Below are 16581 nucleotides of genomic sequence, written 5' to 3'. Positions count from 1 at the left end.
TAAGCGTAAGATCGGAGCCCTCGCGCACTCACCACAGTCTTGAGGGAGGTCTTATGTCCCTTCTTCGTTACGCAGTTTCAGCAAGTTTGGTCGTGGTTGCTACCATCTCTACCGGCCTTCCCGCCGGCGCCTCGCAGGACGTGCCGAAACCGCAGCAGACACCTAACCTTTCTGGCGTGCACGATTTCGACTTTTTCATCGGCAGTTGGCGCACGCACAGTCGACGACTGAAATATCGTCTTGTCGGCAGTCACGACTGGGAGGAATTCGACGGCACGATTCGCTCGTTCAGTCTTATGGGTGGATTGGCGAATGTCGACGATACCGAGTTTGATACGCCGGAAGGCATCTATCGCGGCGTAGCGCCGCGTGCTTACGATCCGAAGACTGGACTGTGGGCCATCTGGTGGATTGATGGCCGCAATCCCCATGGCGCACTCGACCCGCCGGTCAAAGGGCGTTTCGTGCATGGCATCGGCACCTTCTACGCCAGCGATACACTGCGCGGCAAACCGATCAAGGTGCGCTTCATTTGGTCGCAGATCACTCCCAACACGGCGCATTGGGAGCAGGCCTACTCTGGTGATGGCGGCCGAACGTGGGAAACCAACTGGATACAGGATGTGCGCCGGGTCAAGTGAACCCGAGCATCGCGACTAAACGCGTAGCGGGCTGTTGAGAAACGCTCATCCATCCCTGTCGCGATAACAGTCCCTAATTGCCCTTTTCCACCGGCGTTGCTCGGTCGGTACGCCAGATCTCGTTGACCTCGGAACAGGCACTGGCGAAGAGGCTTAGATCGAACTCGAGCCGGCGACTGGCAGCGGATCCCAGTACGCCGGCGCTCCCACGGCTTGTTGAAGCTGTGCGATAAAAAGTTTTGCCTTCACTTCATGGGAACGCCCGGGAAGACGTACGGCATGGATAGCTGGCCGAACACGCTGCGGGGACTGAGGTACGTCGCCAAACAAAGAGATCAGCCGACCAGCTTGTATATCTTCAAAAACGAGCCAACTGGGCAATTGCACGATGCCTAAACCAGCGAGCGCCCCTTGAAGCATGCCTTCCTTATCGTCGGTGCGCAGACAGCCACGAGCCGGGAAGGGATGACCGCGGTTGAGACCCTCATAGCTCCACGTGCCCACCCATGCCGCCGGTGTTGCCATGGTGGTGATGCAGTCGTGGTGCAACAAGTCGCCAGGCGCCTCAGGCTTTCCCGCGCGCTCTAGGTAGCTCGGACTTGCGCAGGTGATTAGGTTTAACGGCGCCAAGGTCACCGCGTGCAAATCGCTGTCTGGAAGTAAGCCAATACGGACGGCGACATCAATACGTTGCTCCACTAGATCGATGACTTGATCGCTGAGATGTAGCTCGACCTCAACATCGGGATAGCGCCGCAAAAAGTTGGCGATCACAGGCATTATGTGCCGGCGCCCGAAAACCGCCGGTGCTGTGACAGACAGAAGTCCGCGCGGATCGGCGTTGGCCGACGAGATTGCTTCTTTCGCTTCAGCGAGTTCGGTGAGGATGTTTCGCGCGCGCGGTATGAATTGTTCGCCCGCATCAGTGAGCACGACGCGGCGCGAACTACGGTGGAACAGCCGAGAACCGACTTCTGCTTCAAGCCAATCAATCTTGCGTGTCACCGACGAGACAGCGACACCCTGCTTCTTCGCCACCTGAGAGAAACTTCCGCAGACGGCGACCGCCAGGAAATCATTGAGTGCATCAATCATAAGAGTAGGTATTCTGGCTAAAAAATCGTTGCGTATTTTGCAATCCACGTTTGCATTTTTTCTAATTGTTCCGATTATTGCAACGATCTAGGCTCCCGCCAACCGACAAACCCAACCCAGTCGGGCTAATGGAGACCTTGCACCATGAACCCTCGATCGCTATCTACCCGCTTCCTTCGTCATACGACCTTCGCCTTGGCACTGGGAACGCTTGGCGCCGCCTTCATTTCCGGCCCGGTGAGCGCAGCGGCACCGATGGTCAAGACCCAGGCACCGGGCTTCTATCGCACCATGCTGGGCGATTTCGAAATCACCGTCATCAGCGACGGCACTTTGGATCTACCTGTCGACAAACTTCTGAGTGAACCGGCGGCGCAAACCAACGCGACACTCAAGAAGTCGTTCCTGGGTTCGCCACTTGAGGTGTCCGTCAACGCCTTTCTAGTTAACACTGGCTCACGCCTGGTGCTGGTTGATACCGGTGCCGGCACATTGCTCGGCCCGACCTCCGGCAAACTCGTCGCTAACTTGCGCGCTGCAGGCTACCTCCCCGAACAGGTGGATGACATCCTGCTGACGCATATGCACCCTGATCATGAGGGTGGCCTCATCGCGAATGGACAACGCGTATTCCCAAACGCAGTGGTGCATGCCGACAAGCATGAAGCGGCGTATTGGCTCAGCAAAGCCAATATGGACAAGGCTCCCGCTGACTCCAAGGGCTTCTTTCAGGGCGCAATGGCTTCAGTACAGCCTTATGTCGACGCCGGAAAATTCCAGCCGTTCAATGGTGACACCGACATTGTCCCTGGCGTGAGGTCCATAGCCAATCCTGGTCATACACCGGGCCACACCACTTACCTCGTGGAAAGCAAAGGCCATGATCTCCTGCTGATAGGGGATTCGATTCACGTCGGATCAGTGCAGTTCAATAACCCATCAGTCACCATCGCCTTTGATACCAACGCCAAGGATGCTGCGAATTCGCGGGCCAAGGTGTTTACGATTGCCGACCATGACGGCGCGCTCGTCGGCGCTGCCCACCTCTCTTTTCCGGGCCTCGGCCATCTAACGGCGGAGGGCAAAGCATGGCGGTGGATCCCGGCGAACTACACGACACACTTGCCTTGATCGCGAAAATCTAAGCCTACCGGCACGTCAGTGCCTACATGGACACGCCATGCAGGCACTTTTGCCGTCGCCATAGTCATCACCAGCATAGTCACTAGGTGGGAACAACAATGAGAGTGCGCGCTTACTATTCGCTCAAGCGTTAGCCGTCGCAACCTCACCCTCTTCTTTTCTCCGAGGTCACCATGCACAAGAGTCGTCTCAGCAACATCATCATCGATTGCCAAACCGATGACATCGAAGCCGCTGCAGGCTTTTGGGCCGCGGCAATCTGCCGAGTTGCAGAGTCCGACGCCGATTCGGCCGAACCATATCGATTACTCGAAGGTCCTCAAGGCGAAATGAAGATCCTTGTTCAAGCTGTGCAGCATGAAAGCAGGATTCATCTTGACATCGAAACCAACGACATCGAAGCCGAGGCAACTCGACTGGAAGGGCTTGGCGCCAAGCGCGTTGAAAAGGTGAAGTCTTGGTGGGTCATGGAGGCGCCAACAGGGCAGCGGTTCTGCGTCGTACGGCCCCAGCGACCAGACTTCGAGGAGAACGCGAATGTCTGGCAGAGTCAAGGCGACGCCTAATCCCTCCTTCAAGCGGACCCACTCCGGCTGGCGTTGATTCCCACGCCGCCGGATAGGCGGCGTGGGCTGATTACAAAACACGGCCTGAGGCCTGGCACTCGTGTCGCTACGGCGTCCGTATGAATCCGTTCACGACGCCCGCAGAGTTAACATAGAGCCCCACGATGACACCGCTAGGGTTGATCCCTGTTGCCTCAGTGAACGAGGCTCCGGGGTAATCGAACGACGTATAAGCACCATTAAACAGATAACCGTGGCTGACGCCCGAAGCATCGGTGTAAACCCCCACCACGTCACCCGGAGCATTGGCGCCGCCAGCAAACGTAAACGCGGCGCCTGGATAGTTGATGGTGGCATACGATCCGTGGAACAGCAGGTACCCTTGGCACTGTGTGGAACATGTCGTTCCACTTAGGTGTGTGTAAGCACCAACGACTGCGCCAGATGGGATCACCACGCTGCTGGTACTACTGACCGCACCTGGTGGGTCGAAGGTCGCCGAGAAGTCGCCCTTCTTGGACACCAGGAAACTGTGGGTAACGTTGGTGTTGCCGGTGACGCCGCAGGCAGCGTCGGAACAGGTTGCGCCTGACAATTCACCTGAAGGGTTAATGCTACTGAGTTCTGTACCAGCCGCACCTGGGTAGTCAACCGTTGTGTAAGACCCATCGCGTAAAATGAAACCGTGGCTGACGCCGGCCACGTCGACATAGGCGCCCACAATATCTCCCCGTGGATTGATAAAGTTGGCAGTCGTAAACGTGGAGCCCGGAGGGTCGAACGGCGTAAATTCCCCTCCTGTTAGCGTAAAACCGTGCAAGGCTCCACCCGCGGTGAGGGTGTAACCGCCGACGCTCGTACCCTGGGGATTGGGGCCGCCAACAAGTTCAGTGAGTACTGAGCCCGGATAATGGACCGACGTATAGGTCTGCGCCCCCGCGAACGACGGCACTGCAACGGCCGCACCGATCGTACACATTGCGATGATCCGAGATACCTTAGTCATAAGATCTTCTCCTGATTCTCGTGTGAAGTTACGGGCCAGAGGACTGATGGAGTCTAGGGCTCCATCCACGCACGCCAAGGGAGATTGCGCCTTGAACGATTCCTTACGAACGCGTAGGCGTAGCGGTCGCTTATGAGTAAAAATGAACGGATGCCCTCCGAATTTACCAAATCTGTTGTTATCGAAACGTCCCCGCCCGAGCTATTTCTGAGCCGGGAGCTGGCGACCCTGTCATTCAATTTCCGCGTACTGGCGCAAGCGCGCGACGTGCGCGCGGCCATGCTCAAACACCATCATTAGTTCGGCTCGGCCGCGCCCGGCCCCGACGGTATTTCCTTCCGGCGAGCTGTTGTCGCGCATCCGCGAACGTGTGCTCAATCTGGTGAGCGCGCAATACACCACGGCGCGTCCGCGCCGCTGCCTGCACGGTTATTTCGAGAATGAATTGCCGCCGGTGTTGAACTTTCCGCGCAAGGACTAATGCATCCGTTAGGCGCGTGTCTCTTCGATTCCATATCGCATGGCATCTTCGAGAACATCAACGTCTATATTTTTTAGTGCGCGGAATTTGATGCAATACCCCGTTACGGTCGCCTGACCGATCTTCTTTCCAAATTTCTCGGCCAAGTATTTTTTGTCTTTTATGCCCATGATGTAGACGGATATGCCTGTTGTATTTGCGCTCAGGCCAACCTGATAGAAATCCTTGTTTTTTCCGTCGGCATACTTAATGGCCTGCACTCCGTAACCTATGTTCGGATTGGAAACCACCCGGCCGCTTTCGTCTTTTCCATCGAGAAACCACAATTTACAGTCCGGCATGATTCCAAGAATGAGGCCGTGAAGCTCTTGGAGGTCTTTTTGTTTTGGCTCTGGCTGGGCCGCGATATAGTCCTTGATTTGGCTGCGCACGTTCATATGAAAAATCCCGGCCTGGGGTCTGCTTAGCCAATCCTACTCCCGATAACACGGGCTAACCGCCCCTTCCCCGCCCTCAACTCCAACCAAGCTAACTGCGGCGCCAGGGTGATGTCTCATCGGACTAATCGGACGATAAGTTTCCACGGGTACGCTTGGCGCCTTGGATCGGCACTCCATGGACGAAGTGAACCTCATGATCTCGACAAATGGAGTGGCTATGAGCACGTTAATCTTGTTTCGCCGTATCGGAGTGTGGGCAGCCTTTCTTGGTGCAGCCACTGCTTGCGCCAGTTCCACGACTTCGAACAGCTTGCCGCTAACGAAAGTGGCCGACATACCCCTCGGTGGCGAAACCACGCGCCTGGACTACGCAAGCTTCGATCCAGGCCGGCATCTTCTGTTCATCGCACACTTGGGCGATAGCGCCGTGATCGTGTTTGACACAAAAGCCCAACGCGTCGTGACGCGAATTGCTGATATCAGCAAAGTCCACGGGGTCTTGGCGATCCCGGAACTCGGTCGGGTTTATGCCTCGGCTACCGGAAGCAACGAGGTGGTCGCGATAGACGAAGACAGTCTGAAGGTCGTGGCACGAGCACCGGGAGGCGTGTATCCCGATGGTATGGCGTATGTTCCGGACCTCCGCAAGCTTTACGTCTCCGATGAGCATGGTGCGACCGATACGGTCATCGATGTGCGTACGAATCAGCGTGTAGCCACTATTCCGTTAGGTGGTGAAGTGGGAAACACCCAATACGATCCGGTCTCCAAACATGTCTTCGCCAACGTGCAGACTCGCCGGCAGCTGGCCGATATCGATCCCACTACGGATAAAGTCGTCGATCGCATCGACTTGCCCGGGGCCGAGGGCAATCATGGATTGCTGATCGATGCGCCGCAGCGGCTCGCATTCATTGCCTGTGAGGACAACAACAAATTCCTCGTGCTGAACCTGACGAGCCGTCGCGTTACGGCGTCCTTCGATGTGGGCGGTGATCCCGACGTCTTGGCCTCCGATCCAGAGCTGGGCTGGATCTACGTGGCTGGCGAAGCAGGCATCGCTACGATCTTCCAGACCAAGAACGGCACAGTGCAGAAGATCGGCGAAGGCATGCTTGGCCCGAATGCTCACGTAGTGGCAGTCGATCCGGCCTCGCATTGGTCGTATTTCCCGCTCAAGGATCTTGAGGGGCACACTGCCCTGCGCGTGATGCAGCCGCGTCCGAGCCTCACGAAATAGATTCGCAGAAAGATCTGGTTTCAGGAACTCACAGCTGTTGAAGATCAGCAATCAATCCAGGTCCGTTCGGCTGCCATCCCAGCTTTTTCCGCGTTTGCTCGCTGGATGCAGGAGAATCGCGTCCAGCAAACATGGCGAGCCATCCGAAAAAAGCTTGAGCTTCGTCTGCTGCGATGGACTTGACTCGCAGGTTGAGGCGTTCACCAAGGGTTTGCGCGATATCGCGCATCGATATGCCCTCTTCCGCAACGGCGTGATACTTCGCGTTCGGCTCAGCTTTTTCAATCGCCAGTTTGTATAGGCGGGCCACATCGAGAACGTGCGCAGCTGGCCAACGATTGTGTCCTTCACCGATATAGGCGCATGCACCCTTTTCACGAAATATCGTAATGGCTTGGGTGATCAACCCCTGCTTGACCGGGTCGTGAACTTGCGGGAGACGCACCACCGACACATTGACGCCGCCTTCAGCAACAGCGACAGCGGCTTCTTCTGAGGCTGCACGTGGAATGACGTTTGAGGCGATCGTTGCATTGTCTTCCTTGGCCGGCTGACCCGGCACCGTGTTGGCCAATCCGGTTCCGGAAGTCACAATCAACGGTCGGTTAGAGCCAGCGAGAGCCGAACCGAGTGCCTTGATCACACGTCGATCATCTTCGCAATTCGCGACGAATGTCGAGAAATCGTGCTTGAAGGCAAGATGGATGACAGCATCGCATTGGGCGGCGCCCTTCTTGAGGCTATCCAAGTCCTCAAGCGATCCGTGATAAACCTCTGCGCCGGCAGCAGCCAGATCCGCAGCTTTGTCATTCGAGCGACAGAGTCCGAGCACCTGATGGCCTGCCCCGATCAGCTCTTTGACGACGGGCATACCGATAAATCCCGTAGCACCTGTGACGAATACACGCATGATCAACATCTCCAGAGTTCGTTGGAGACAAATTTCCACCCTTGATCTATGCTAGTAAAGTAGTGAGATTATCCGGTTATAACGGTTAATAGGATGGACGCGCAGATCACGCACGAAAACCAGCTCGGCACCTATCTGAAGAATCGGCGCTTGAAGCTCGATCCAGCCGCATTCGGTTTTTCCGCTGAGCGACGCCGCACGCCAGGGTTACGTCGCGAGGAAGTGGCGCAGCGCGCCAACATCAGTTCGACCTGGTACACATGGTTGGAACAAGGCCGAGGCGGCGCGCCGTCGGCCGATGTGCTCGATCGGATCGCTCATGCCTTGATGCTCACCGACGTCGAACGCGAGCACCTGTTTCTGATCGGGCTCGGTCGCCCGCCGGATGTGCGCTATCAAAAGAATGAAGGCGTCACACCGCGACTGCAGCGCGTTCTCGATGCGTTGAATCCCGTACCCGCCATCATCAGGACTGCCACGTGGTATGTCGTCGCGTGGAATCGCGCAGCCACCACGATGATCATGGACTATGGATCGTTACCGCCCGAACAGCGAAACATCCTGCGCTTCATTTTCCTCGATCCGCGTCCTCGCGCGTCGCAGCACGACTGGGAAAGCGTGGCGCGGTTCGTATTAGGTGCATTCCGAGTGGATGCAGCCCGTGCAGGGGCCGCGGAGGAAGTGGAACCGCTTGTCGAAGAACTCTGCCGACTCAGTCCGGAATTCAGAGCGATGTGGCGCGAGAATGACGTTCAAGGCCCGCATGGCGAGAGAGTCAAACACATACGGCACCCGGTTCTCGGCCCGATCTCTTTCGAATATTCGGCTTTTGCAGTGGATGGCCGACCAGATCTCAGCATGGTGGTCTATAACCCGGCAACGCCCGCGGACGCCGAGCGGATCGCGTCACAGATGGAGGCGCAGTCATCTGCGAGTTGACGCTTATCAACTTGTGATCTGTTCTGTTTTTTTCCAAGGATGGGCGCCACGGCGACGCCCACATCGTCCGGATCGTATTGCCTTACTGGGTTGAATCCGGCAAGAAGTTCATCGCGACCCCATTGATGCAATAGCGCAACCCCGTCGGCGGAGGACCATCAGGAAACACGTGCCCAAGGTGGCCGCCGCACTGACTGCAATGAACTTCGGTGCGCACCATGCCATGGCTGGTATCCGTGGTGGTCTCGACCGCCCCCGGTTCCGGCTCATTGAAACTTGGCCACCCTGTTCCACTTTCAAACTTCGTTTTTGCGACGAACAACGGCTGGTCACACCCTGCGCATAAGAACGTGCCTTTGCGCTTTTCATAGAGCAGCGCGCATGTGCCTGCCCGTTCTGTCGCGTGGCCGCGGAGAACGTCGTATTGTTCAGGGGTGAGGATTTTCCGCCACTCGTCGTCTGTGTGATTGACTTCGAAGGTGTGAGAAGAGCGGCCATCCGAACGTGTTGTCATGGGTGCGGCTCCAAGGAGAGTTACCGATGATTTCGCTGGTGGCCCATGTCGGGTTACGTGAATGAACAAGCTCCGCATCCGCGCCTGTTCCCGAGGATCTGGGTGATAACGCCACGCATACCAAGCTAATCGTTCGACCAGACAGCGCTTCCCACTCCTCTTTGTAACTTCTCGTCTGACGGAAACGAATAGACTGAAGAGCTAATCCGGGGGAGCCATGTCCGATCTCAATTTCAGCTGCACGCAGTGCGGCAAATGTTGCCATGACTTGCGGCTTCCACTCACACGTCCAGAGGCTGTTGCTTGGCTGCAACGGGGGGGCACCGTGGAAGTGCTATGCGAGGCGGTTCCTTGGGTGACTGAGCCCGCGACATCAGACGCTCCGGCGATGCATAAGCGTCAACGCTCATTTCCCGCCTGGAGCGGCGAGCTTCCCATTCGTGTCATCGTCGTACTCGCAGCGACGTTCAAGGGTGCATGCCCTAACCTTGGCAGCGACATGCGATGCGGCATCTATGACAACAGACCGCATGTTTGCCGCATTTATCCGGCCGAAGTGAACCCCTTCTTATCCGTGACGCCCAGCCATAAACAATGCCCACCGGAAGCGTGGACGTCCCCCACTCCTTTCGTGCGCGCCAACCAGATTGTGGCCGCGCAGACACAGCTTCATATGTCGCTCCTACGTCACGGCGAGCAGCTTGATATCGCTGTCAAGGCGTGGGCCTGTAAAGAATTGGACATCCAGAGTGCGAGCCTGTCGAATGAAGGTTTCATGGCTCACTGCCCTTCCCCCGAAGCGCTTCTGTCCGTATTGCAACAGACTCCTCCCGTCGTAGACGATAGGTCGTCGCGAAGCCATTGGTCGATGGTGACGAACCAAGCCGCAACATTTGATGCGCTATGCCTGGCCGGTGCAACGCCCATGTACGCAAGAGCAATCGCAGACGGCCCATCTCGGTACTTGGGCTTTCGTCCCGATGCTCCACCGCAGGAACAATCAGCTTGAGTGGCGACTGAAGTCAGCAGCTTCCGACAGAGTCACAAACCCTTAACAGGAGTTCACATGCGCCCGGTACCCGTTCTTATCGTGTCGACGCTTTTCGCCCTAAGTAGCATGACGACATCCAGGCTAGCCACGGCGGCCACTACGTTGTCGTCTCCGGCCATTGCGACGTCCAATGTGACCTTCAAAGCGAGCGATGGCGTGGAGATTTATGGCAGGTACTACCGTGCGATCTCGCCGCGCGCGCTGATTGTGCTTTTTCATCAAGCCCATTCCAGCAAAGATGAATATAAGACCATTGCCCCACGGCTCGCGGCGGCCGGATATAGCGCACTGGCCATCGATCAACGTTCCGGCGGCAATCTCTATGGGCCCAATCAAACGGTTGAAGCACTGGGGCATTCCGCCGACTATCTGGATGCCAAGCGCGATCTCGAAGCCGCTCTCTCATTCGCCGAAACACAGAAACTTCCCATCATTCTCTGGGGCAGCAGTTATTCCGCGTCGTTGACCGTGGTGGTTGCTTCGGAGCACGTCAATGAGATCCGCGCCCTAGCCGTTTTCTCTCCCGGCGAATATTTTGACCAATCTCCCACCATGATTCGTACTGCTGCGGCAAAAATCACCGTTCCCTTCTTCGTCACCTCTTCGAAAGACGCCGAGGAGATCGCCGCGGCTAAAGCCATTCTGTCGGCCTCGCCTTCAACACTGAAGGTTCAGTACGTTCCAATCACCGGCGGCGTTCACGGAGCATCCACGCTGATCGCCAGTCGCGACCCCGATGGCGCTGAAGACAATTGGAAGGCCATCTTGGGATTCCTTTCGCGACTTAATCTCTAATCCGAGCAGATCCGATCACTCAATCGCAGCGACAACCCCTTCGCCCATCCATGCCGCCAAGAATTCTCCTGCCGCAGAAGTTCCGTGATCCTCCCCGAGAAGGTGAGCGAGATTGCCGCACAGTTCGGCGAACGAAGCACCGTTCGCGACATAGTTGACCGCGTGCATCTCAAGTTCGTCGATTGTTTGGAAACGACAGCGATGCCCTTCTCGCCAAACCCGAATGGCTGCCGCGTCCGCGAAGTACTCAACGGCTGGAGGTACTTTTTCGGACGCCATGGCGGACCATAGCGCACTGCAATTGCTCCGCACGGCAAACATCCGTAGGGTGGGCACAAAACGGATCTTGGCGTGGTCCCAGTCAATATCTTCGATCATCGTTTTGGTGGTTAACACCCTGCCATCCGGACCATCAAACGCGCGACGCAGAGTCCAGTCCAACAGCGCCAACTCTCCGACCTCGGGGCTGTCGGGGTAGAGCGCATCCAGCACGTCCGCGAAGTGCGCGCCGTAGTCACTGATCGTCCAACTTGAGGGTGGATGGGTCTCGATGTAGTGACGAACGGCCTCATGAAACTGCTCGTCTCCTAGCCACGCCCAGGTACGCTCAAAGGTTTCACGCATGCACTCTTCCAACTGAGCGCGGTAGGCGTGATGGTAGACAGCCAATCCAGGAGCCGCGTCCGCCGGGACGTGCTGATCGAGGACGTTGGGTCCGTCCACCAAAAAGGAGCGAAACTGTCGCTGCATGTCCAGGAGGCTCATACGAAACACTCCTCCGATTGACACGCTGCGGAAGCCACCGTTCGCGCGATGTTTAACTCATCGAGCAATTCGCTCAGCGGTGGAATATTGTCGTCACGCTCAATCATGCTCGCGACCGAACCAAATCGCTCGCAGGCCGCACGGTAAACGGACCACACTGCGCTAGGGACAGGCTGATCGTGTGTATCGATGAGGCGATTCTCTCCCTGACTATGACCGGCCAAATGCATCTGTCTCACACATCCCTTGGGAATAGCAGACAAGTACTGGTAGAGATCAAAGCCTTGATTGACGCCACTCACATAAATGTTGTTGACGTCCAACAAAAAATAACACCCTGTCCGTCGGCACAACTCGGCGAGAAACGCTGGCTCGCTGTAGTCGGCCTGTGAGTAGCTCAGATATGTCGAGGGGTTTTCCAGAAGGATCGGTTGTCCCAGGAAGTCCTGCACCTGATTGACATGGGCGCAGACCACATCCATGGCCTCATTCGTGTAAGGAAGTGGGAGCAAGTCGTGGGAGTTAAATCCCTCGACACCTGTCCAACACAGATGGTCGGAGATCCAAAGCGGCTGTATGCGTTCGGCCAGGTCTTTTAACTGTTTTAGGTAATCGAGCTTCAGCCCATCGGCCGAACCAATGGACAAGGACACGCCGTGCATCGCGACGCGATAGCGCGCTCGTACCGCTTCCAGAACGGCGAGCGGCTTGCCTCCTTGCACCATAAAGTTCTCGGAAATCACCTCGACAAAATCGACCGCAACTTGACCGTCAAGGAATTCCTGGTAATGCGCGGGGCGCAAACCCAGGCCAAATCCTTCGAAAGCAGGTAAATCATGCGTACGCATAGTGAGTTCCCAGAAAAGAGAGCCCAACTGGTGGGAGCAGTCGGGCTCTGACGATCACTTCGACGGAGCGGTCAGGCTGCCACCGGCTGCCTGGCATGCGCTGGCTGTCATGTCTTTGAAGCCTTGGCCCTTGCAGGAGTTCTGGCCTTTGCAAGCGTGATCGCCCGACTTGCAATCGGATTGTCCCTTACACGCATTGACGCCGTAGCACGGCTGCGCCTGGTCGCCCCCTGCAGGCGATGCATGGGCCGGGCTCACTTGAGCGAGGCTGGCAAACGCAATGAACGCTGCGGCTGCCGCGAGGCTGGTACCACTGGAGAGCTTGATCATGAGACAACTCCTACGTTGAAAGAATGGGATGCCGTGATGGCATAGGTGAGTTCGTTGTCGTTTCCGAAAAAGTTACAAGGCCCCCGTACATGACATTTCCACGAGTAGGAACAAAGGAGATCAAGGCTCTTGCATATCTTCGCTTGCAGCCCCACAGCAATAGGCATGTACCGCATCGGCACATAGGCCGTTCGTCATGTAACGACCATCACGCGGTGCACGAACGCTAACGAAGGGTTTCCTTTTTTGAGATAGACCAGGAGACCGGTTGTGATCGCGGAGGTGACATGAAACGTCGGCGCTTTCTCCAATGGGCAGGTGGCTTAGCCATCGCTGCATCGTCACCCTTGCGGGCTATCGCGCAATCCGATGACGATCCAGGGGACATTTACAACAGGCTGAAGCAATCACTCGATCTTCGTTTCGTCGTAGCAGGCGGAAGCATCAATGTCGCCATTGATGGAGACGCCTCCCCTCTCGATAAACATCGAATAGAAGTGTGGGTACGACGAAGTGCATCGGCTATCGCGGCCTACTTCGGGCGCTTCTCCGTAGAGCATTGGGGCCTGCTCGTCACGCTCAGCGATGATGACCACATCGGCCCTGCTACAACCTGGGGATATCCAAGTTCCATTACGCACATCGCGTTGGGACGAAACGTCAGCGACAGCGCCCTGCACAATGACTGGGTGATGGTGCATGAAATGACGCACCTGGCACTCCCCTCACTACCTCAACGCAATGCATGGTTTATGGAGGGCAACGCGACATACGTTGAACCCATTGCTCGCGCGCAATTGGGGCAACTCACGCCGCAAGAGGTGTGGCGCTGGGCCGTCGACGACATGCCCAAGGGACAACCGCACGACGGCGACAAAGGGCTCGATCATACGCATACCTGGGGCAGGACCTACTGGGGCGGCGCTCTGTACTGGCTGCTTGCCGAAATTTCCATCTATAAGAACAGTGGCGGCCGGTATCGCCTGCAGGACGCCCTACGGGCTATCAATCGCGAAAGCGGCGGCAACACGTCCTTTTGGAGCGTGGAGCAAACCATCCTGGTAGGAGACACCGCCGTGCAAGGTCATGCATTGGGTTCACTTTACCGGGAGCTTAAGGATCGCCCCGTCACGGTTGATCTCCACGACGCACTCAAACAATTGGGCATTTCGGAAGTCGATGGCGCTATTCGCTTTGACGATCGCGCGCCACTTGCCGGACTTCGCCGTTCCATTACAACGCTACAAGCGCCCAGTGCGCGTAGCGACTAGCTACTGCGCACCCACGCGCTTCCATGGGTGATCACTCGCTTCATCCCTGGTGACGAAGCCCGTCACCTTTCCGTTTGCATCACGCTGAAATACGTCCCTTCTGTAAACGTCGTCGGGCCGGAACAGTACGTCGCGCGTCTCTGCCTTCAGTTCCACAAAGGGACGGCCTGGCTTGCCGCCCAGAATATGATCACCCTCGCGCTTGATAATGTAAGTGCCGTCTATGTTCTGGTATGTACCGACCAGTTCATCGATCTGACTCGAGCTAAGCGTTATGCCGGGTGGATTCACGCGGATGCGGTCGATATGCACGATTCGCAGCAACCACTTACCATTGATGCGTTGCCAGGTCTCCGTCATGAGTAGATGAAACTTGCTGACGTCAGCCCCGCCGGGGCGTTGCGGCACGTCGTCATAATGGAAAACCTGCGCGGTATCGCCGATGATTTTGACCTCATATTTACGAATGATTAGAGGCGTGTTCCCATCATCTTCGAGTTCACGCAAAAAATCGTCACGTCGTGCAACCTCTCCTTCTTCGACATACATGAAGTCGGAGGTGGTTAGCCGTGACCAGGTGGCTCGATCGCCGCGATGGACAGCAGTAAGTAGGAGTTCGTCGTTAACATACAGCTCATTCCTGATATCAGCCGGCGCATCGACGGCCTGCGCTGACGCGCTGGTGACATGCCCTCCTGCAAGGAGGGTGATGGCGACGGCCAAAGAACGCGTTAAAGAGGCACGATCCATGATGATTTGTGTAGCTAGCGGCGTATGCCGGGATAGCGAACATAGGTATTGATGGGCCGAATGGACAACACAAATGTTGTCAACCGGACAGGCAGCGTTACGAAACGGGCAAGACCTGCAACCAAGTGGGTGAGCATCGCGTGATCGGGCCTATGTGCGCCTTCCCTACCCTCGATAACAGTCCCGAATCGCCACAACGAAGTCGAGAACACGCCAAGAAAACCATCTCGCAACGACGCTTACTCTCGAGGGCGCAGCTCGCGTATACCCTTTCCAAGCCGTCGTCGCAGCAGCGTGCGGAGCGTTACGCCTTCGGCATAACCCACCTGCCCGGCAATCTGATCGACGCTGTACTTGCTGGTTTTCAGCAAATGAATCGCGCGTTCGATCCGCAAATCCTGGATGTATTCGACGGGCGTCTTGCCTAGTACGCCATCGAGACGTCGCGACAACGTGCGTTTGCTAGTCCCCAGCGCTTCAGCGATCGAATCGATCGCGAGTGTCGTGTCGAGGCGTTCGCGCACCCAACGGTCGAAACGCTCGATCAGAGGATCGGAATGGATGAGGTGATCGGAAATCACATAGCCCGACTGCGATAGCCGCGAATCGAATACCAGATACTTGGCGACGAGCGCTGCAAGTTCGGGGCTGTTGTTGCGGATCAGCCAGAGTGCAAGATCGAGATGGCTGAGGGCCGCACCTGCCGTCACCATGACACCACTCGGAACGACAATGCGATGCGCATCCAGGCACACATCCGGATAACGCTGACGGAACACGGGCGTGAGCCACCAAGTCGTCGTGGCTTCGCAACCGGCGAGCAGGCCGCTTTCCGCCAGCACAAAGGTGCCGGTACAGGCTGCCGCAAGGTGGGCGCCGGCGCCATGCCATCGACGTAAGACATCGAGAGCATCCACGACATCGTCGCGCACAAGCGTGGGCAGAAGCCGTTCGGGCACGATGTCAGCGAGCGCCGGCACGACGACCCAATCGGGAACCGGCGTGTCCGCAATGTCGCATACGGGCACCTGCAGCCCGAGCGCGGTGCGCACTTGGGGACGCACTCCCATCAGCGTGATGTCAAAGCCCGGCGTAGTTATGCCCGTCCATTGCGCGAGTGTGTTGGCCGTCGTCAGCGCGTCGAGCACCGTTGTCAGGCCGGTGTCGAACATCCCCTCTAGGGCAAGTATGGCAATGCGCATGGCAAAATAAATACCAAAGATGTCAATTTGGACAGTATCTGCATGAGTGGCCCATTTGTAAAGTTCCACCCACTGCGCAGCCCACTCAATCAAATACTGGAGAACGACGATGGTTAAATGTGGATTGTTAGTCCGGCTCGAAGCCAAGCCGGGCAAAGAACAGGCGGTCGCGGACTTTCTTGCCGCCGGTCTGGAAATGACGAATCGGGAGGCGGGAACGCCCATCTGGTTCGCCATCAAGCTGTCGCCCACGACGTTTGGCGTCTTCGACGCCTTTGCGAACGAAGACGGCCGTCAGGCACACCTGAACGGTGATATGGCCAAGGCGCTGATGGCACGTGCCAGCGAATTGCTGGCCACCTCGCCGTCGGTGGAACCGATCGACGTCCTGGCGATGAAGAACAAGCTGGCCTGACATCACGGCGCCTCAGTACGCCAGCGCGCGAATGCGCGCCTGCAGCGTCCATATGGCGATATGCGACCGAGATTCATCGGCATCACCGGCGTGAAGGGCATCGCGGTTGAAAAGACCCTGCCGGGAGCACGCAACCAATGCAGTCGGTTCGACGCGACTGTAAGCGCAAGTACTGAGGC

21 protein-coding genes are annotated in these 16581 nt (G+C 57.0%); 11 read left to right on the top strand and 10 right to left on the bottom strand.

The window, feature by feature from the left end; genetic code table 11:
- Positions 1 to 53 precede the first annotated feature (53 nt).
- Complete coding sequence (locus tag QQL64_RS05760; RefSeq protein ID WP_284396856.1) at positions 54 to 641, top strand: hypothetical protein; 588 nt, start codon at positions 54 to 56, stop codon at positions 639 to 641.
- Between the two features lie 153 nt (positions 642 to 794).
- On the opposite strand, the gene QQL64_RS05755 is transcribed toward QQL64_RS05760, so the two are convergent.
- Positions 795 to 1736: a LysR substrate-binding domain-containing protein gene (locus QQL64_RS05755; protein WP_284396854.1), complete on the bottom strand. Its 942-nt coding sequence runs from the start codon at positions 1734 to 1736 to the stop codon at positions 795 to 797.
- 195 nt (positions 1737 to 1931) lie between these two features.
- Here QQL64_RS05755 and QQL64_RS05750 point away from each other — a divergent pair, with 195 nt between their 5' ends.
- Together QQL64_RS05750 and QQL64_RS05745 are read left to right on the top strand one after the other, a co-directional pair.
- On the top strand, positions 1932 to 2867 hold the full coding sequence (locus QQL64_RS05750) for an MBL fold metallo-hydrolase (RefSeq protein ID WP_284396853.1): 936 nt from the start codon (positions 1932 to 1934) through the stop codon (positions 2865 to 2867).
- Between the two features lie 185 nt (positions 2868 to 3052).
- Positions 3053 to 3445, top strand: coding sequence for a VOC family protein (locus QQL64_RS05745; protein WP_284396850.1), 393 nt, complete (start codon positions 3053 to 3055; stop codon positions 3443 to 3445).
- Between the two features lie 106 nt (positions 3446 to 3551).
- Here QQL64_RS05745 and QQL64_RS05740 read toward each other — a convergent pair whose 3' ends face one another.
- Positions 3552 to 4451 carry a hypothetical protein gene (locus QQL64_RS05740; protein WP_284396848.1) on the bottom strand — a complete coding sequence of 300 codons (900 nt, stop codon included), beginning with the start codon at positions 4449 to 4451 and terminating at the stop codon, positions 3552 to 3554.
- 132 nt (positions 4452 to 4583) lie between these two features.
- On the opposite strand from QQL64_RS05740, the gene QQL64_RS18220 reads away from it, so the two are divergent.
- A complete protein-coding gene (locus QQL64_RS18220) occupies positions 4584 to 4751 on the top strand; it encodes a hypothetical protein (RefSeq protein ID WP_345782630.1) in 168 nt (55 codons plus the stop codon).
- A 49-nt stretch (positions 4752 to 4800) separates the two neighbouring features.
- Entirely contained in the window at positions 4801 to 4932 is a 132-nt protein-coding gene (locus QQL64_RS18215; protein WP_345782629.1) for a hypothetical protein, read from the top strand.
- 8 nt (positions 4933 to 4940) lie between these two features.
- On the opposite strand, the gene QQL64_RS05730 is transcribed toward QQL64_RS18215, so the two are convergent.
- Complete coding sequence (locus tag QQL64_RS05730; protein WP_284396846.1) at positions 4941 to 5369, bottom strand: DUF1801 domain-containing protein; 429 nt, start codon at positions 5367 to 5369, stop codon at positions 4941 to 4943.
- A gap of 220 nt (positions 5370 to 5589) precedes the next feature.
- On the opposite strand from QQL64_RS05730, the gene QQL64_RS05725 reads away from it, so the two are divergent.
- A complete protein-coding gene (locus QQL64_RS05725) occupies positions 5590 to 6612 on the top strand; it encodes a YncE family protein (protein ID WP_284396844.1) in 1023 nt (340 codons plus the stop codon).
- A 28-nt stretch (positions 6613 to 6640) separates the two neighbouring features.
- Here QQL64_RS05725 and QQL64_RS05720 read toward each other — a convergent pair whose 3' ends face one another.
- On the bottom strand, positions 6641 to 7522 hold the full coding sequence (locus tag QQL64_RS05720) for an SDR family oxidoreductase (protein ID WP_284396841.1): 882 nt from the start codon (positions 7520 to 7522) through the stop codon (positions 6641 to 6643).
- Positions 7523 to 7615: 93 nt separating this feature from the next.
- On the opposite strand from QQL64_RS05720, the gene QQL64_RS05715 reads away from it, so the two are divergent.
- Positions 7616 to 8461: a helix-turn-helix transcriptional regulator gene (locus QQL64_RS05715; RefSeq protein WP_284396832.1), complete on the top strand. Its 846-nt coding sequence runs from the start codon at positions 7616 to 7618 to the stop codon at positions 8459 to 8461.
- Positions 8462 to 8543: 82 nt separating this feature from the next.
- Here QQL64_RS05715 and msrB read toward each other — a convergent pair whose 3' ends face one another.
- The gene (gene msrB, locus QQL64_RS05710; protein ID WP_284396829.1) at positions 8544 to 8975 is read right to left on the bottom strand and encodes a peptide-methionine (R)-S-oxide reductase MsrB; all 432 of its coding nucleotides are present in this window, start codon (positions 8973 to 8975) and stop codon (positions 8544 to 8546) included.
- A gap of 217 nt (positions 8976 to 9192) precedes the next feature.
- Between msrB and QQL64_RS18245 the strand changes: the two genes are divergently transcribed.
- Together QQL64_RS18245 and QQL64_RS05705 are read left to right on the top strand one after the other, a co-directional pair.
- The gene (locus QQL64_RS18245) at positions 9193 to 9984 is read left to right on the top strand and encodes a YkgJ family cysteine cluster protein (protein ID WP_404601078.1); all 792 of its coding nucleotides are present in this window, start codon (positions 9193 to 9195) and stop codon (positions 9982 to 9984) included.
- Positions 9985 to 10041: 57 nt separating this feature from the next.
- Entirely contained in the window at positions 10042 to 10821 is a 780-nt protein-coding gene (locus tag QQL64_RS05705) for an alpha/beta hydrolase (RefSeq protein ID WP_284396826.1), read from the top strand.
- Positions 10822 to 10836: 15 nt separating this feature from the next.
- Here the strand turns inward: QQL64_RS05705 and QQL64_RS05700 are convergent, their stop codons facing one another.
- Genes QQL64_RS05700 through bufA2 form a run of 3 tightly spaced genes read right to left on the bottom strand, consistent with a single transcriptional unit; the run spans position 10837 to position 12764 of the window.
- On the bottom strand, positions 10837 to 11586 hold the full coding sequence (locus QQL64_RS05700) for a DNA-binding domain-containing protein (protein ID WP_284396824.1): 750 nt from the start codon (positions 11584 to 11586) through the stop codon (positions 10837 to 10839).
- The gene (bufB, locus tag QQL64_RS05695) at positions 11583 to 12434 is read right to left on the bottom strand and encodes an MNIO family bufferin maturase (RefSeq protein ID WP_284396822.1); all 852 of its coding nucleotides are present in this window, start codon (positions 12432 to 12434) and stop codon (positions 11583 to 11585) included. Before bufB ends, QQL64_RS05700 begins: the two co-directional genes overlap by 4 nt.
- 54 nt (positions 12435 to 12488) lie before the next feature.
- The gene (gene bufA2 / locus QQL64_RS05690) at positions 12489 to 12764 is read right to left on the bottom strand and encodes a BufA2 family periplasmic bufferin-type metallophore (protein ID WP_284396819.1); all 276 of its coding nucleotides are present in this window, start codon (positions 12762 to 12764) and stop codon (positions 12489 to 12491) included.
- Positions 12765 to 13051: 287 nt separating this feature from the next.
- On the opposite strand from bufA2, the gene QQL64_RS05685 reads away from it, so the two are divergent.
- Complete coding sequence (locus QQL64_RS05685) at positions 13052 to 14035, top strand: hypothetical protein (RefSeq protein ID WP_284396816.1); 984 nt, start codon at positions 13052 to 13054, stop codon at positions 14033 to 14035.
- On the opposite strand, the gene QQL64_RS05680 is transcribed toward QQL64_RS05685, so the two are convergent.
- Entirely contained in the window at positions 14036 to 14785 is a 750-nt protein-coding gene (locus QQL64_RS05680; protein ID WP_284396813.1) for a nuclear transport factor 2 family protein, read from the bottom strand. It lies immediately after the preceding gene.
- A 239-nt stretch (positions 14786 to 15024) separates the two neighbouring features.
- Positions 15025 to 15987, bottom strand: a complete 963-nt coding sequence (locus QQL64_RS05675) for a GlxA family transcriptional regulator (RefSeq protein ID WP_284396809.1) — start codon at positions 15985 to 15987, stop codon at positions 15025 to 15027.
- 109 nt (positions 15988 to 16096) lie between these two features.
- Here QQL64_RS05675 and QQL64_RS05670 point away from each other — a divergent pair, with 109 nt between their 5' ends.
- Positions 16097 to 16402, top strand: a complete 306-nt coding sequence (locus tag QQL64_RS05670) for a putative quinol monooxygenase (RefSeq protein WP_284396806.1) — start codon at positions 16097 to 16099, stop codon at positions 16400 to 16402.
- The last annotated feature ends 179 nt before the right edge of the window (positions 16403 to 16581 follow it).

The sequence above is a fragment of the Dyella lipolytica genome (assembly GCF_030160075.1).
Lineage (GTDB): Bacteria > Pseudomonadota > Gammaproteobacteria > Xanthomonadales > Rhodanobacteraceae > Dyella_B > Dyella_B lipolytica.
This window is presented reverse-complemented; position numbering and strand designations above follow the sequence as displayed.

Bases quoted from the DNA above. Each gene is read 5' to 3' on its own strand.
- QQL64_RS05725 (WP_284396844.1), top strand. From the start codon at position 5,590: ATGAGCACGTTAATCTTGTTTCGCCGTATCGGAGTGTGGGCAGCCTTT.
- msrB (WP_284396829.1), bottom strand. From the start codon at position 8,975: ATGACAACACGTTCGGATGGCCGCTCTTCTCACACCTTCGAAGTCAAT.
- QQL64_RS05730 (WP_284396846.1), bottom strand. From the start codon at position 5,369: ATGAACGTGCGCAGCCAAATCAAGGACTATATCGCGGCCCAGCCAGAG.
- QQL64_RS18245 (WP_404601078.1), top strand. From the start codon at position 9,193: ATGTCCGATCTCAATTTCAGCTGCACGCAGTGCGGCAAATGTTGCCAT.
- QQL64_RS18220 (WP_345782630.1), top strand. From the start codon at position 4,584: ATGAGTAAAAATGAACGGATGCCCTCCGAATTTACCAAATCTGTTGTT.
- QQL64_RS05685 (WP_284396816.1), top strand. From the start codon at position 13,052: ATGAAACGTCGGCGCTTTCTCCAATGGGCAGGTGGCTTAGCCATCGCT.
- bufA2 (WP_284396819.1), bottom strand. From the start codon at position 12,764: ATGATCAAGCTCTCCAGTGGTACCAGCCTCGCGGCAGCCGCAGCGTTC.
- QQL64_RS05760 (WP_284396856.1), top strand. From the start codon at position 54: ATGTCCCTTCTTCGTTACGCAGTTTCAGCAAGTTTGGTCGTGGTTGCT.
- QQL64_RS05720 (WP_284396841.1), bottom strand. From the start codon at position 7,522: ATGCGTGTATTCGTCACAGGTGCTACGGGATTTATCGGTATGCCCGTC.
- QQL64_RS05745 (WP_284396850.1), top strand. From the start codon at position 3,053: ATGCACAAGAGTCGTCTCAGCAACATCATCATCGATTGCCAAACCGAT.
- QQL64_RS05740 (WP_284396848.1), bottom strand. From the start codon at position 4,451: ATGACTAAGGTATCTCGGATCATCGCAATGTGTACGATCGGTGCGGCC.
- QQL64_RS05680 (WP_284396813.1), bottom strand. From the start codon at position 14,785: ATGGATCGTGCCTCTTTAACGCGTTCTTTGGCCGTCGCCATCACCCTC.
- QQL64_RS05670 (WP_284396806.1), top strand. From the start codon at position 16,097: ATGGTTAAATGTGGATTGTTAGTCCGGCTCGAAGCCAAGCCGGGCAAA.
- QQL64_RS05715 (WP_284396832.1), top strand. From the start codon at position 7,616: ATGGACGCGCAGATCACGCACGAAAACCAGCTCGGCACCTATCTGAAG.
- QQL64_RS05755 (WP_284396854.1), bottom strand. From the start codon at position 1,736: ATGATTGATGCACTCAATGATTTCCTGGCGGTCGCCGTCTGCGGAAGT.
- QQL64_RS05675 (WP_284396809.1), bottom strand. From the start codon at position 15,987: ATGCGCATTGCCATACTTGCCCTAGAGGGGATGTTCGACACCGGCCTG.
- bufB (WP_284396822.1), bottom strand. From the start codon at position 12,434: ATGCGTACGCATGATTTACCTGCTTTCGAAGGATTTGGCCTGGGTTTG.
- QQL64_RS05705 (WP_284396826.1), top strand. From the start codon at position 10,042: ATGCGCCCGGTACCCGTTCTTATCGTGTCGACGCTTTTCGCCCTAAGT.
- QQL64_RS05700 (WP_284396824.1), bottom strand. From the start codon at position 11,586: ATGAGCCTCCTGGACATGCAGCGACAGTTTCGCTCCTTTTTGGTGGAC.